At 52.1% G+C, this 13,200-nt stretch carries 12 protein-coding genes and 1 riboswitch; of the genes, 10 read left to right on the top strand and 2 right to left on the bottom strand.

Annotated elements, in window-relative coordinates:
- Positions 1 to 68 precede the first annotated feature (68 nt).
- The gene (locus AC52PS_RS03305; RefSeq protein ID WP_495561611.1) at positions 69 to 773 is read right to left on the bottom strand and encodes a hypothetical protein; all 705 of its coding nucleotides are present in this window, start codon (positions 771 to 773) and stop codon (positions 69 to 71) included.
- A 188-nt stretch (positions 774 to 961) separates the two neighbouring features.
- On the opposite strand from AC52PS_RS03305, the gene AC52PS_RS03300 reads away from it, so the two are divergent.
- From AC52PS_RS03300 to AC52PS_RS03265, 8 genes are all read left to right on the top strand, one after another.
- Positions 962 to 1,849 carry an HAD family hydrolase gene (locus AC52PS_RS03300; RefSeq protein WP_495561610.1) on the top strand — a complete coding sequence of 296 codons (888 nt, stop codon included), beginning with the start codon at positions 962 to 964 and terminating at the stop codon, positions 1,847 to 1,849.
- Between the two features lie 91 nt (positions 1,850 to 1,940).
- Positions 1,941 to 3,395: a decarboxylating NADP(+)-dependent phosphogluconate dehydrogenase gene (gene gnd / locus AC52PS_RS03295; RefSeq protein WP_495561609.1), complete on the top strand. Its 1,455-nt coding sequence runs from the start codon at positions 1,941 to 1,943 to the stop codon at positions 3,393 to 3,395.
- On the top strand, positions 3,388 to 4,191 hold the full coding sequence (locus tag AC52PS_RS03290) for a DeoR/GlpR family DNA-binding transcription regulator (protein ID WP_495561608.1): 804 nt from the start codon (positions 3,388 to 3,390) through the stop codon (positions 4,189 to 4,191). The genes gnd and AC52PS_RS03290 overlap by 8 nt, the downstream gene beginning before the upstream one ends.
- Positions 4,192 to 4,307: 116 nt before the next feature.
- Positions 4,308 to 4,733 carry a hypothetical protein gene (locus AC52PS_RS03285; RefSeq protein WP_495561607.1) on the top strand — a complete coding sequence of 142 codons (426 nt, stop codon included), beginning with the start codon at positions 4,308 to 4,310 and terminating at the stop codon, positions 4,731 to 4,733.
- Positions 4,734 to 4,791: 58 nt separating this feature from the next.
- A complete protein-coding gene (locus AC52PS_RS03280; protein WP_495561606.1) occupies positions 4,792 to 5,283 on the top strand; it encodes a hypothetical protein in 492 nt (163 codons plus the stop codon).
- The gene (locus AC52PS_RS03275; protein ID WP_495561605.1) at positions 5,280 to 6,659 is read left to right on the top strand and encodes a ferredoxin reductase family protein; all 1,380 of its coding nucleotides are present in this window, start codon (positions 5,280 to 5,282) and stop codon (positions 6,657 to 6,659) included. Before AC52PS_RS03280 ends, AC52PS_RS03275 begins: the two co-directional genes overlap by 4 nt.
- 114 nt (positions 6,660 to 6,773) lie before the next feature.
- Positions 6,774 to 7,982 (top strand): ROK family transcriptional regulator, encoded by a 1,209-nt coding sequence (locus AC52PS_RS03270; protein WP_495561604.1) that lies wholly within the window; start codon positions 6,774 to 6,776, stop codon positions 7,980 to 7,982.
- Positions 7,979 to 8,806: an ABC transporter substrate-binding protein gene (locus AC52PS_RS03265; RefSeq protein WP_495561603.1), complete on the top strand. Its 828-nt coding sequence runs from the start codon at positions 7,979 to 7,981 to the stop codon at positions 8,804 to 8,806. The genes AC52PS_RS03270 and AC52PS_RS03265 overlap by 4 nt, the downstream gene beginning before the upstream one ends.
- 227 nt (positions 8,807 to 9,033) lie before the next feature.
- On the opposite strand, the gene AC52PS_RS03260 is transcribed toward AC52PS_RS03265, so the two are convergent.
- Entirely contained in the window at positions 9,034 to 10,857 is a 1,824-nt protein-coding gene (locus tag AC52PS_RS03260) for an NADase-type glycan-binding domain-containing protein (RefSeq protein ID WP_495561602.1), read from the bottom strand.
- A gap of 141 nt (positions 10,858 to 10,998) precedes the next feature.
- A riboswitch (FMN riboswitch) is annotated at positions 10,999 to 11,146 on the top strand.
- 244 nt (positions 11,147 to 11,390) lie between these two features.
- Between AC52PS_RS03260 and ribD the strand changes: the two genes are divergently transcribed.
- Entirely contained in the window at positions 11,391 to 12,506 is a 1,116-nt protein-coding gene (ribD, locus tag AC52PS_RS03255; protein ID WP_495561601.1) for a bifunctional diaminohydroxyphosphoribosylaminopyrimidine deaminase/5-amino-6-(5-phosphoribosylamino)uracil reductase RibD, read from the top strand.
- On the top strand, positions 12,491 to 13,200 hold a 710-nt coding region (locus tag AC52PS_RS03250; RefSeq protein ID WP_495561600.1), incomplete at its 3' end, for a riboflavin synthase. The genes ribD and AC52PS_RS03250, both read left to right, overlap by 16 nt.

Raw genomic sequence — 13,200 nt, 5'->3', positions numbered from 1 at the left:
AGACCGAATGCTCACGGGCTGCACGTACCGAATTCGGTAAGATATACTGTCAATAGATCGGCCAGCTTTCAGTATATCACCGTCCAATAGCTGTCATCCTGAATGTTACAGTCCACGCCGGCACGAAGCTCGCCGCTTGCCTCCGCCATCTCCGGAAAGCTCATGGTTCTGGGGGTATCTATTTCCAGGCTGCGGATGCCGTGGCTTGCGAACCGGCTTTCATTCTGCTGCGCTGAGTTCATCATGATCCGGTACACTTTTTCCGCCAGCCGTTCACCCTCGTCCCCGGGAGGAGCGTACACTGCCAGGGAACCCTTTACAGTTCCGTTGATTATCTCACCGTCTTCCCTGAGGTTGCTGTGCTCCTCCTGTAAAATGGGAATTACCAGGGGAACCAGCGGTTCGCTCTCCTGACTTGAAAAGTAGGCTTCCATATTGTCCGGAGCATGCTCCACCGAGCTCACGATGAATCCTGCATACCTTCTGAAGGGTTTCAGTTCAAATGAACCGGTTTGCTCCTTATTGAAAATAATCTGGGAAATCCAGTTGCTTTCCCTGGATATTTCTCTATGGTACAGCCCCTGGTGACCGTGAAAAATAATGCTGTCGAAATCAACTCCGGGCATGGGAAATGGGAACGACCGTCCGCCATGGAGTTCAACCGTTCTCTTTGGCTCCTGTATACGCATTTCAGGATTATCCAGTAAGAAACTTCGGATACGGTTTGCAAAATTCAGCATCACTTCTGCTTCAGTTTCGCTGGTGAGAAACATGGGACCATCCTCGAAGATAAGTTGAGACCTTATTGAATTATACCTGCGGGTGCCTATTGAGTGCAATCATGTTTTGTATTTTCCCACCCAACTATGATTGCGAAAAATTACGAAAAACAAAAGCAAACAAAGATAATCGGTGGACAACTTTCAAATATACCGTTATTATTGGGTTACGAGGAGAACATATGACTGACATTCTGGAACGTATTCGCACATTTAAGAAAACAAAAGACTTTTTCATAGGAATTGATTCGGATGGCTGTGTGTTTGACAGCATGGGACTGAAACACAAGGAGTGTTTTTGTCCGGCCTTTATTAATGTGATGAATCTCCAGGGAGTCAGCGATGCCGCCCGGGAGGTGTGGGAGTTTGTAAATCTTTTCTCTACAACCCGGGGAGTGAACCGTTTCAAAGCCTTGATTCTCAGTCTGGACCTTCTGAGGGAGCATCCTGATGTTCAGAAACGGGGAGTTGATATCCCCCGGATGGATGCGCTTAGAGAATGGACACAGAGGGAATCGGTGCTGGGAATGTCCGGACTTCTCAAAGAAATTGAAGCCAGCCCCCATCCGGACCTCCTTCAGGCCAGAGACTGGTCTGAGGAAGTGAATCTTGCAGTAAGCCGAATGGTGAGAAATGTGGCCCCTTTTCCTGCGGTTCCAGAAGCATTGAAACAGATGGTCACACATGCGGATACCATGGTTGTATCCCAAACACCTGTGGCGAATATTGAGCATGAATGGAAAGAAAACAACATTCGTGAGTATGTCCAGGCCATTGCCGGGCAGGAGATGGGTAACAAGGCATTTCACCTGAAGACCGCCGCCGAAGGCCGATATGACGGCTCTTCCATATTGATGATCGGCGATGCCCCCGGTGACTATGCTGCAGCCCAGGAGATCGGCGCACTGTTTTACCCCATTATTCCCGGCGCAGAGGAGGCTGCCTGGGGCAGGTTTGTGAATGAAGCACTTCCGCTGTTTGTTGAAGGAGCCTACCGGGGGAAATACGAGCAGACACTTATGGAAGATTTTGAAAAAAGTCTTCCATCTTCCCCGCCGTGGAAGATATAACAGATAACACTGATCAGAGGGGCGGCACAGGATCATGGTGCTTCCCGAGCATGAAAAAAAGATACTTTACAGAGATTTCTAGGAGAATACCATGTCAAAAGCTGATATTGGACTGATCGGTCTTGCAGTCATGGGGCAGAACCTGGTTCTGAACATGAACGATAACGGATATGCGGTTGCGGTGTATAACCGGACATCAGGAAAGACCGAAGATTTTATGAAAGGCCCCGCCCAGGGCAGACCGGATATTCATGCCGCCTATGAGCTGGGAGAATTTGTCTCCATGCTGAAGAAGCCCAGACGTGTCATGCTCATGGTGAAAGCAGGGGAGGTTGTGGATAAATTCATCCAGGCCCTGCTTCCCTACCTTGATGAAGGTGATATTGTCATTGACGGCGGGAACAGTCATTTTCCCGATTCCAACCGCCGTACCCAGGAACTGGAAGAGAAGGGTATTCTCTTTATCGGAACAGGAGTTTCCGGCGGTGAAGAAGGGGCGAGGAGAGGCCCTAGCATTATGCCCGGGGGTAATGAGAACGCCTGGCGATGGGTCAAACCCATATTTCAGGACATCGCCGCAAAAACCGGGGACGGTGAAGCCTGCTGCGAATGGGTTGGAGATGCAGGATCCGGACATTACGTGAAAATGGTTCACAACGGGATCGAATACGGCGACATGCAGCTGATCACCGAAGCCTACCAGTTGATGAAGGAAGGTCTGGGAATGGATCATGATGAGCTTCATGAAACCTTTGCCCGGTGGAATGAAGGTCCCCTGGATTCATATCTTATAGAAATTACCCGGGATATCATGGCGTACCGGGATGAACAGGGGGAGCCTCTGGTGGAAAAAATCCTGGACACCGCCGGCCAGAAGGGAACCGGTAAGTGGACGGGAATTTCCGCCCTTGAATTGGGCGTCCCGGTCACCCTCATCGGCGAAGCGGTATTTTCCCGGACTCTCTCAGCGTTGAAGGAGGAGCGGGTCCTGGCTTCGAAAAAACTCAAAGGACCGAATACTCCCTTTGACGGTGACCGGAAGCAGTTTGTGGATGACCTGGAACAGGCCCTTCTGTTCGCCAAAATTATTTCTTACACCCAGGGATTTATGCTTATGCGGGAAGCCGCAGAAGAGAACGACTGGAAGCTCAATTACGGTTCCATAGCTCTGATGTGGCGGGGGGGATGTATTATCCGCTCGGCATTCCTGGGAAAAATCAAGGAAGCATACGATGCCAATCCTGAGCTCTCAAGTCTTCTCATGGACGGATATTTTCGTGATGTGGTAACCCGGACCCAGGATTCCCTGAGAAGAGTGCTGGCAAAAGCCATAGAATTGGGAATTCCCGTACCCACCCTGAGTACCGCTCTTGCCTTTTTTGACGGGTACCGGAGTGAACGGCTTCCGGCGAACCTGCTTCAGGCTCAGCGGGACTATTTTGGAGCACATACCTATGAACGGGTGGATCAACCCCGGGGAAAATTCTTCCACACCAATTGGACCGGCAGTGGCGGCAACGTCTCTTCAGGAACATATGATGTCTGAATCCGCCGTTCTGCAGCCCCGGCATGAAAGCATAATCAGGCTGCTCCAGAGCTTCCGGCAAATGACCGTTGCGGAGCTTACCCAGAGGCTGGGGGTATCCCAGGTGACTATCCGAAAGGATTTAACCCACCTGGAGGAGCAGGGGCTGGTCCAGCGGACCCACGGGTCCGCCCGGCTTGCTCAGAATATCGGCGTTCTCCCCAGCGTCCAGGACCGGGCCACCAGCCATGCCCGGGAAAAGCAGGCCATTGCGTATCGGGCCCTGGAGCTGATTGCCGGGGATGATGCGGTTGCCATTGATGCGGGATCCACCAATCTGATGCTTGCCAGGGAGCTCTATGCTAAACCCCTTCGGATTTTCACCAACAGCCTGGATATCGCATCGAGCCTCCGCTCATCCTTATCGGTCAGCTTGACCCTTTCCGGAGGCAGCTTCAGGAGGGAAGCCGGCAGTTTTATCGGCCCGATTGCGCTGGATGCGGTGGAAAAGCTCCGCTTCGATATTGCGCTCATCGGCGCCACCAGCTTCACCGCCCAGGGAGAATTTTTTACCCAGAACAGCATTGAAGGATCGGTGAAACAGGCGATGCTCAGGGGCGCTGCCCGGAAAGTTATTCTGGCAGATTCCTCCAAGTTCAATGCCCGGGGGTTTTCCCGTTTTGCAGTACCCGGCGAAGTGGATCTGCTGATAACCGATGACGGGTTTACGGAAGCCGAAGCTCTGCGGAAAAATGGGGTAGAGGTTCTCCTGGCTCCCTTGCCCGCTGCAAGTCCCGCTTCAAACATTGACCCATGAATTGCCGGAACATTCCGGACATAATGCATCGGCTTTTAAGATTGGAGCACAATGTGAAACCTGCTTTTGTATCCGCTGTGGGTATTTTTCCCCAGAGTGAACTATAGTTAAATCATATGTCCGGGTTTACAGTTCACGGTGAATACGAAATAGTCAGTATCGGCAGGGTTCTGGGGGTGAAGGTTTCCGGTTCCTGGAATGAGGAAGGAGCGCAAAAGTACCGGAGGGAGCTGGAACACCGGCTCATCAGTATGGCCGACGAACCCTTCGCCCATATCCTTGATGTCCGCCGATGGGAGCTGGCAACCCCTGAAGCAATGTCCATTCTTAAGCGTCCCCAGCCAGAGATTGCCATGCGAAATAAGGTATTCAGGGCTCAGATTATCAGGAAAGCATCTCTTCTCTCCATAATATCGCTTAACGACATAGACCGTTCGGTGAGCGATCTGTTTACCGTATGCAGTTTTCCTGAATTGGTTGAAGAACTTCTGGGCAGAATTCCCGATGCCGATATCCCTGCATTGGAACGTTTTTTCGATTAATATGTTTCCCCCATGAAATATTTATTAGTATTTTAGTAAAAATTTCTGGAGGAAGTATATGAAGCGGAGCATCATCTTTCTTATTCTTGCGATTTTTCTGATTTCCCATCTGAGTGCATCGGAGGGGGCGTATGGTCCACAAAATGCCGAGGCGAGAATTCTTATATCCTTCGAGCCCACCCGGTTCAAAAACCGTCTATTGGATCAGCTCCTTGAGCGGATAAACACCGGAGACATATATATTCAGGTAACCGATCACAGTTCCCGGGGCTTGGAAGGACTGCGTGCGGATGATTTCGATGCGGTGTTCATAACCAACAGCGGAGCCACCGCAAAGGTGAGGCCCTGGGTTATTGAATGGCTGAATGCCAACGGCGGAAATCCTGAAAATGTTATCCTTCATACAACTCAGATAACCGACTGGGAACCCAAAGTTGAAGTTGATTCAGTAACATCCGCCTCCTATACCAATAGGGGTGAGATCGAATCCCTGGCAGAAGATTTTGTGAAGCAAATACGGAACAAGCTCTCCACTGGAGGCAGTGAATGAGAGAGCCCCGTCCTCTGCTGATCCGGGTTCTCCTTCCTCTGTTGGGGGTGGCGTCGCCTGTTTTGCCCCTCTATCTGTACTTTCGGGGTAATTTCTACAACGTTCTTGAACCGTTTTCCCTGGCCATGATTTTCGGGATTACCGCCTATATTTACTTTCTGAATGTCCTGATCATCTCCACCAGGAAAAAGTTCCTGGACAGATATTTCGGACATGACCGGGTGATGCAGTTTCACGGCTATATGGCAAGCGCCGCACTGGTCTTTGCGATTATTCACCGCCAGCTCAAGATCTCCGTGTTTCCCGTTGTCAACCTTCAAACCCGTTTAGGAAACTTTGCCTTCTTAATTTTTCTCACATTAATTGCAGTCACGGTAATTATTATGGTGCCAGGATTGGTGCACAGGTTTGCTCCCATGAATAAACTCCGGAACTTTATTACCCGTCGACTGGGGCTGGACTACAACATATTGAAATCTCTTCATAATTTTCTGGTACTGGCAGTACTTTTGCTCAGTTTCCACGTGTTCCTGGCATCTTCCACCCAGGAAAGCTGGGGGCGGATCATATTGATGGGCGTTTGGGGTCTCACTGCCCTTGTGCTCTGGGTTGAGCATAAAATTATCCGGCCGATCAAGCTCAGAAAGCAGGACAGCCGGGTGGAAAGAGTCAATATTCTGGATGGTGACATACGGGAGCTGTACATCCGTCCTCCTGGGAATTTCACATTCAGGGCAGGTCAGTTTGTGTTCCTGCGTTTCCCCGGAAGCAAGGCAGGTAGTGAAGAGCACCCCTACACCATATCCTCAGCCCCCGGGGATTCCAGGCTGCGAATATCCGCGAAAAACCTGGGCAACTTCAGTGATTCCCTCCGCTTACTTCAGGAGAATGATAAAGCGCTGTTAGACGGTCCCTATGGACGTTTTTATCCGTCGGGGAACGGCGACGATGAACTGATACTAATCGCCGGAGGTATAGGCATTACTCCTCTGCTCTCCATCCTGCGGGATATGGGCGAGTCAAAGGAAATCCGGGCCCAACGGATTATCCTGTTCTGGGCCGTTCAGAGTCCGGAGGATTTGTGCTACCAGGATGAAATACATGAAGCAGGAGAAAAACTCCACAACCTGGCATCGGGAATATTTCAGTTTGTACCCGTTGTGCAAAACCGCAGTAGTGAGATCCATGGTGCCGAGAACGGATTTCTTACCCAGGAGATCATTCGCAAGCATTGCGAGGCCCGGGGCTTGAACATACCCAATTCCCGGGTATTTTTCTGCGGACCGCCTGCAATGCGCAGAATTCTGTTTCCCCAACTACACGATATGGGCATTAAGAGGAGGCATATCCACTTCGAAATGTTCTCATTGGGATGATCGGTTCCCGGTGCTGAAACCCGAGACTGTATCCCCGGCGGAGATTGCTGTATGATCCTCTCATGGATATAATGGAAACCCATTACATGTTTGGGGGAATGATGACGGGAGCATATGGAACACTACGCCAGGGGTGAGAAAACCAGTTATAACTATCATAAGGTTTTACGGAGCATATGGCTGCATCACGGCATCAGCCGCATGGAACTCTGTGAACTTCTGGGACTGGATAAGGCCACAATCAGCACCATTGCAAATTCCCTCATCGATCAAAATCTGGTATATGAATTGCCCCGTGAAGCTTCGGCTTCAAAACCTGGCAGACGCCCGGTGGGATTATCGGTGTATCCTGAGTTCGGATATGCGGTGGGAGTTGAACTGCATCAGGACGGCATGCATTGTGTGGTCACAGATATGCATCATCGGGAGATCATTACCCGCAGTCTGACTGCGCGGCTGGGACCGAAGAGCATACAGAACCTGTTTCTCCGGCTCATGGGTGAACTGAGCGAAATGGACGGTATTCACAGGCAACAGATTCTGGGCCTGGGGGTGTCGGTTCCCGGATTGGTGAATCAGGAAATGGGAACCATCACCCATGCATCGGAACTGGATATCCGGAATAAAAGCTTTGATTTTCACACAAACGTAGAAAAGGTCCTGGGTATTCCCTGTATGCTTGCCAATGACGCCAACGCCTGTGCATCTGGAATTCTCACCAGCCACCGAAGTGAATCGTTCTCCAATTTTCTCTTTGTCTACGTTTCGTTTGAACCGCTCCGGGAAACAATACAGGGTGAGAACGATCACATCAGCGTTGGGTTGGGAATGGTGATTAACGGTGCTCTCTACGACGGTCCCAACGGAACCGCCGGAGAATTTGTGGGGATTGGCGGAACATCTCCCCGGTCAGGGCAGTTCAGTTTAAGTTCCCGGGAGCTGGATTCTTTTCGAAATGATTATACCGTACGGAGGAAATTCTTAAAGGAACTTACCGATCATATTGGGTTTGTTGTGAATCTTTTGAATTTCACCCAGGTGTTTATCGGCGGGGATCTGAAGTATTTTGAAGATGATATTGCAGAACTGACCATGGCTGCCGCAAACTCACACTGGCCTTTTAATACTCCGGTGGAGTGTAATGTGACCATTCTCCGGGAACAGACCCTTCTGCCGGCACGGGGAGCGGCGGGTATGCTTCTTGAGAGCTTTTTTTCCATCCCCGGCTTTGAGAATAATGCATCCACCGATCTCAAGACCCGGCTGCTCGTTGGCAGAGAGAACGGGAGTCTGCAGGGGAGAACAAGAGGGGGGCGGCTATGAGGGTACACTGCGATATTCTGGACTATACTTTTGAGCTCGCCGAACCTCCCCGGCGAGTTGTGAGCCTTAATCCCGGTTTCAGCGAAGCGATTGTTGAATTGGGAGCGGGAGACAGGCTTGCGGGAATATCATCCTACTGCCCCCGTTTTATCTCTCCGGGAGATGCGCTTCTGGCCGGAGACTATGTAAGAGCCGACCACAGTATTCTGAAACAGATCAATCCGGATCTGATCCTTATTACCACAGGCGTACAGCTTCGTGCGGGGCGGGAGATGATGCGGGCAGGGTATCCGGTATACGCGCTGCCCCTTCCCTCCAGCTTCCACGGAATTCTGGAAAATATAATCAATATTTCCGCCCTCCTGGGTATTACCGGCCATGGACGGCAGCTTTCAGAACGAATGGATGCATCTGCCCGCAGCATAACTGAAGCCCGGCCCTGGAGTCAGGAGTCTGCTCCTGAGGTATACCCGGAACTCTGGTTCGGTCTGCATCCCCGGAGCATCGGGGGGCGAAGCTACATTCATGATATTATCCGTATTGCGGGAGCCTTGCCCAGCGGCAGGGATGGGGGCGACTCCTATACCATGCTCGATTATCAGCAAGTAGAAAAGAGAAAGCCCTCCATCTTTCTCGGTTTCCACGAGCCGGAATATCCCCTGGATTTCCCACGGGAAGTGGAGAAGCGGGGATGGGAGTGGCTGGATCCTTCCAGGATTATCGTTTCCACAACCGAGAAGGGGAAGAACATTATTCATGACGGTCCATCCCTCATTCAAACCGCTTTGTGGCTTCAAAAGCAGATTCGGCATGCTCTCAGTTGATCTGCTGACCTGACCCGGCGACCTGACCCGGCGACGCCAGCTGAGGAAAAGAGCGGATAAACTGAATGGGCCGACGACCCGCCTATATCACCGGGTCATCACACATGCCCGGACCATTTGGCAGCAGCGGCAATGGCCCCGCCGGCAGCAAAAGCAACAGCAGCGGCAATGGCCCCGCCGGCAGCAAAGGCAGCAGCGCCGGCAGCAGTGGCCCCGCCGGCCGTCGATCAGGGGACTTCAACTCCGGGGTGGTCATCCACCAGTGCAAAGCGGAGAGTTCCATTATTGTCGTACGCGTACTGCACACGGGAATCCTCTGTAAGCTGAATTGTGAACCCTTCGCCGAGAGCGGCCAGGTGTATGGTATTTCTTGCTGCCCTGTGCCGTTGTCTGGGATCCGGCCATCTGGTGCGGGCACCGGGTACATAATCATACTCACGCAGACAGCTATATGTGGTGCTCTTCAACAGGTTCCCCATTGAATCATACTCAAAGCAGCGGAAGCGAATAGTTAGTTCCGGCCGGGAACTGTCCCGGATAATCACGTAGAGCTGGCGCCCGTCCCCGGCGTAGATTCGTTCTTCAACCCAACCTCCTGAAAAGATCTTTTGAATCCGGCCCAGGGAGTCATACTCATATCTGGTTGTACTTCGGGTTTGATTACTGGATGCGGTCATTTTCTTCAGCTGACCTGCTTCATTGTACTCAAAGATCTCAGTACCATTGAGTTCTCCATCGGAGCCATAATACCGTATTTCGCTGTGTCTGCATCTGTTGAGCAGTGGTGCCGGCATATTGGGATTCTGAGGGACATCCCGTTCCGTTTCACTCTCTGGAAGGTCATAGCGGTACTCCCTTCGCCACCGTGACTCCCCCCGTGACAACTGTATTTCTTGCAGACAGTCCCGGTCATACAGATACTCTGCGGTGGTAATTCGATTGCCTTCTGCGGCCTCGGGGTAGTCAGTAATTTTTCGGATGAGCCGCCTGTGCTCATCGTACTCGTACCGGATAGTACGGCCTGAAAGCTTAATGTCATGGTATCTGTTTTTTTCTTCTACCAGGAGTCCGTCATCGCTATGGGTGAATTCGATGGATTCGCTTCTTTGCAGCTGACTGAGAATTTCCCAATCCAGCACCACATCTTCCGAATTATCCTCTGGGGATGACAGCTGTGTGCTTTCAGCCTTCATGTAAGGAATGAATCCCGGCAGTCTGTACATACGAATTTTTTTGGATACTACACTCCCTGTTGGCTCATCCTGCTGCTCTGCTTCTTTAGTAGTGATATTATTGATTTCTTCCCCGCTTGCTTTTGTAGCGCTTTCTGTGGTTTCCTCTGTGGTTTGTTCTGTGGTTTGTTCTGTGACCAACCCGGGATGAAGAACTTTCCCGTAGCGCAAAAACCGTACATCGCTAATGCAGGAGTCATTCCAGCGGGTTCCCGGGTACACCGAAACAACGGTGAAGCGTATGCGGGTGAATGAGTGCTCCGGATGGAGCAATATTTCGGTCATGGACATTCCCATGGTCACCGGATCGGTACAGACAATCCTGTTATGAAATGAACCGTCAATTTCAATATCCAATTCCCGGATGCGGTTATTCTTTTCAAGATATTCTGGTACGAAAAACCCGGATGAAAATTGTATGCTGTGGATTAGCTCAGGCTTATCAAATTCAAACTCAATCCAGTCGGCCGGCGCTTCTTCGGTACCCACGGTAGCCCAGCAGCTTCGGGGATCGCCGTCCAACACATTCGCCGGGCCATAGGGCATGCTGCCGTCGGTTTTAACCAGATGTGATGAAGCCCGGATGCTTCTGATGAGCAGGGGATCACCGGTTTGCTCGCTGGGAACTTCTTTCGATGTGTGTTCCTCTGTACTATTGGAAGACGGGGGCTGGGTGGAAGATGGAGGGCGTGAGGAAGCCGGGGGTTTGGAGCCGGGTGTTTTCTCCATGGGGGTTTGGTTGTGAGCCCGGCTACAGGCTGCGGCTGAACAAGACAGAACCAGACAAAGCAGCAACAGCCGGATATGGTGCGTTGGCATACGGATCTGTCTCACAGGCTGCAAAGGGGGAAAAAGATGGAATATATTCGCTTTCATACCCTTTCAACCGGGGAAATCGACCCGCTGATTGTCCCAAGTACAAAAAATATTGACTTTTGAAGTTTTAATAGGTAATATATTATCGATTTTCAGGGCAGGGTGAGCCGTGAACTCGTTGAGTTCATGTTGCAATTCCTGACCGGCGGTTATAGCCCGCGACTCCTGAATACAGGATTGAACCGGTGAAATTCCGGTGCCGACGGTATAGTCCGGATGGAAGAAAATCAAACCGGGGCTGCAGTATATGGTTCCGGACACAACGGGTGCCCCCGCGGGCTGCCCTCTCTTCCGAATGCATAGCCCTGAGTACAGTCTTTGTCCTTTGTGACAGAGTCGGCTCAGGGTTTTTTATGCACTAACGGGATTTCTGCTGCTGCATGTAGCTCATGTTTGCGGCGGAATTTCCGTCTGCCCCGATCATCAGATTCTCCGGGGGGCCGGATACACGGTTCTCCATTCTACAGGAGTTTCAGATGAGAGATGAAACCTGGATGAGCAAGGCCATTGAACTTGCTGAAAAAGGGGGGCGGATGGTGTCCCCCAATCCCCGGGTGGGTGCCGTAATCATTGAGCACGGAAAGGTGATCGGTGAAGGCTACCACGCCCGGTACGGCGGCCCCCATGCTGAGAGGGCGGCAATAGACAATGCCCGATCCCGAACCGGCCGCCATACTTTTCCTGAAGCGACAATGTACTGCACCCTTGAGCCTTGCTGCCACAGCGGTAAGGGCAAGCACCAACCCCCATGCACAGGCGCAATCCTCGAGGCGGAAATATCCCGGGTGGTTATCGGCCATCGTGATCCTAACCCCAGGGTAAACGGCAGAGGAGTGTCGGTCCTGGAAGCGGCGGGCTGCAGGGTAGATCAAAACGTGCTGAAAACCCGGGCCGCCGGGCTCAACCCCGGGTTCATTCGCCGAATGAGAACCGGCCGGCCCCATGTGACCGTCAAGATTGCCCAGAGCCTTGACGGAAGAATCGCAGCCATGTCCGGGGATTCCAAATGGATTACCGGCAGTCAGGCCCGTATGGAAGTACATAGAATGAGGGCGGAACACGACGCCGTCCTTGTGGGCTCCGGTACTGTCATTCAGGACAATCCCCGTCTCACCGTCCGTCACGGCAGCGGACCCAATCCACTGAGAATTGTACTGGACGGAAGGTTGCGTACCCCGCCGGATTTTCATGTGGCCGGGCCGGGAACCGTGTTTTTCTGCGGAGTGAACGCAAATCCCTCCCGAATCCGGGAACTTGAAGCTGCAGGAGCCGAAGTCCGGACCCATCCTTCCCATCCCCGATATCCCCTGGATCAACTGCTGGATGAGCTGGGAACCATGGGGATCAATTCCCTCCTGGTGGAAGGGGGCTCAGGGATTTTTACTGATTTTCTCCGAAACGGATTGTATCAGCGCCTTGAGGTGTTCACCGCCCCGGTGATTCTCGGGTCAGGGGTGAACGCTCTAAATGATCTGGGGTATGCCACAGTTGCGGATGCCAAGCACCTGATTCATGCCAGCTGGAAAGATGCAGGGGACGGAAATATCCGGCTTACCGCCTACTCTGAGGAGGAAGCATGTTTACCGGACTGATTGAAGAGCTGGGAAGAGTTGAAGCGATCACCTCTATAGGATCATCGGGTGGGGATGCGGCTATACGGCTGAGAATTTCCGCCCCCGGTATTGCTCCCGAACTGAAGCTCGGCGATTCGGTTGCGGTAAATGGTGCCTGCCAGACGGTGACATATTGTTCATCACGGCAGTTCAGCGTGGACTGCCTGGGAGAGACCCTTTCCAAGACCAACCTGGGCAGTCTCACTTCCGGAAGCACGGTGAATCTTGAGCGGGCCCTCAGAGTGGGTGACAGAATGGACGGACATATGGTGCAGGGACATATCAACGAAACGGCCTCTGTGGTTGCCATTGAGCAGCGGGGAACCAACCGATATGTAAAACTGCTCCTTTCAGAGCAGGCTGCCGCCTTGTGTATACCCGAGGGATCCATTGCCATTGACGGTATCAGCCTGACCATCGCCGAAATATACCTGGAGACATTTGAGGGGCAGACCATTGCGGTGAATGTGATACCCCATACCTGGGAGAATACGGCGCTGAAATATCTTTCAAAAAGAAGCCGGGTGAATATAGAAACCGACATAATCGGCCGGTATATAGCCCGGATGCATGGCCGAGCAGGCTGGCAGAGCCAGCCGACCAGGTCCCGGATGCATGGCCGAGCAGGCTGGCAGAGCCAGCCGACCAGGTCCCGGATGCATGGCCGAGCAGG

Source organism: Salinispira sp. (assembly GCF_059431795.1).
Note: the sequence above shows the minus strand (reverse complement) of the source record. Positions and strands in the feature narration are given on the sequence as shown.